General features: G+C 58.2%; 2 protein-coding genes. Both read left to right on the top strand.

Going from position 1 to position 1,015, the window contains the following annotated elements:
* Window positions 1-113: 113 nt before the first annotated feature.
* A complete protein-coding gene (locus tag AC1DRJ_RS29405) occupies window positions 114-599 on the top strand; it encodes a hypothetical protein (RefSeq protein WP_477805218.1) in 486 nt (161 codons plus the stop codon).
* Between the two features lie 63 nt (window positions 600-662).
* Window positions 663-950: a PA4642 family protein gene (locus tag AC1DRJ_RS29410; RefSeq protein ID WP_477793646.1), complete on the top strand. Its 288-nt coding sequence runs from the start codon at window positions 663-665 to the stop codon at window positions 948-950.
* Window positions 951-1,015: the final 65 nt, after the last annotated feature.

The raw sequence follows: 1,015 nt of genomic DNA on the forward strand, positions 1-1,015 counted from the left end.
CGCTATCGCGAGCACGCTATCGCGAGCAGGCTCGCTCCCACAAGGGATGTGGTTCGCCGATTCACGTCCGTTAGCTCATGATAAAGTGCCCGGCCCCGCCCCCGGAGCCCGTCATGAGCCTTTTGATTCGCTGCTGTGCCGCCTTGTTACTGACCCTCAGCCTGCCGCTGTCGGCAGCCCCGGCGCCGATGCACGCACAGTTTCTGCCACCCGATGACCTGACCCTGCGAGATGCAGAGCCCGAGCAGCAACAACTCCTGCAAGTCACCGATTATTCGGTGGTGGTGGGAAGCCAGCGCCAGTCCAATCAACAGCCGATTCCCGTCACGTCGCCATTACTGATCCGCCTCAAGGGCAAATCCTTGAACAAGGGCGCGACCATCAACCAGGTGTTGGTCAACTTCGATGGCGAAAGCAAAAGTCTGAAAAAGCCGATCTACGACGAAAAAAACAAAACCCTGACGTTGTTTTACCCGATGGCGCAGTACCGGGTGGTGATCGACTTGTTGCGTAATGACACGGTGTATTGCCAGTTCCTCAGCTATGCCAATGGCCATGTCTGGGCTGATTTGCACACCGGGGCCACTCGCGCGCGTTGAGCCCGGCGCCAAGGGAGGGGTAAACTGCCCGCCCCGTGAAATGTCTGCGAGCTGGAGTCGGCAATGCGTAAAGATAAGAAGCAAGTGATTGGTGACGAGATCGGCGACGAGCAGATCAAGTTGTTCCTCGATTTCGAGCCAGTCGACGCCACTTCGCCGTCGCTGCACAAATTGATCAAGGCTTACCGTGGCCTGCGCATTGATGACTTCGAGCGGTTTCTGACGTTCTTCGTCGAAGCCGGTCTGGACCTCAATGGCCAGGATGAACACGGCAATGACTTCGTCGCCCTGATCAAGGACCAGCGCAATGCGGCCGAGTACATCGAGCTGATCGCCAAGGCCCGCGGTTAACCTCAGGCACACTGGTGTTAATGCCGGCCCCTTCGCGAGCAAGCCCGCTCCCACATTAGATCGCG

It is taken from the genome of Pseudomonas sp. P5_B2, assembly GCF_056400445.1.

Excerpts from the sequence above, each read along its gene's own strand:
- AC1DRJ_RS29405 (WP_477805218.1), top strand. The coding sequence starts at position 114 with ATGAGCCTTTTGATTCGCTGCTGTGCCGCCTTGTTACTGACCCTCAGC.
- AC1DRJ_RS29410 (WP_477793646.1), top strand. The coding sequence starts at position 663 with ATGCGTAAAGATAAGAAGCAAGTGATTGGTGACGAGATCGGCGACGAG.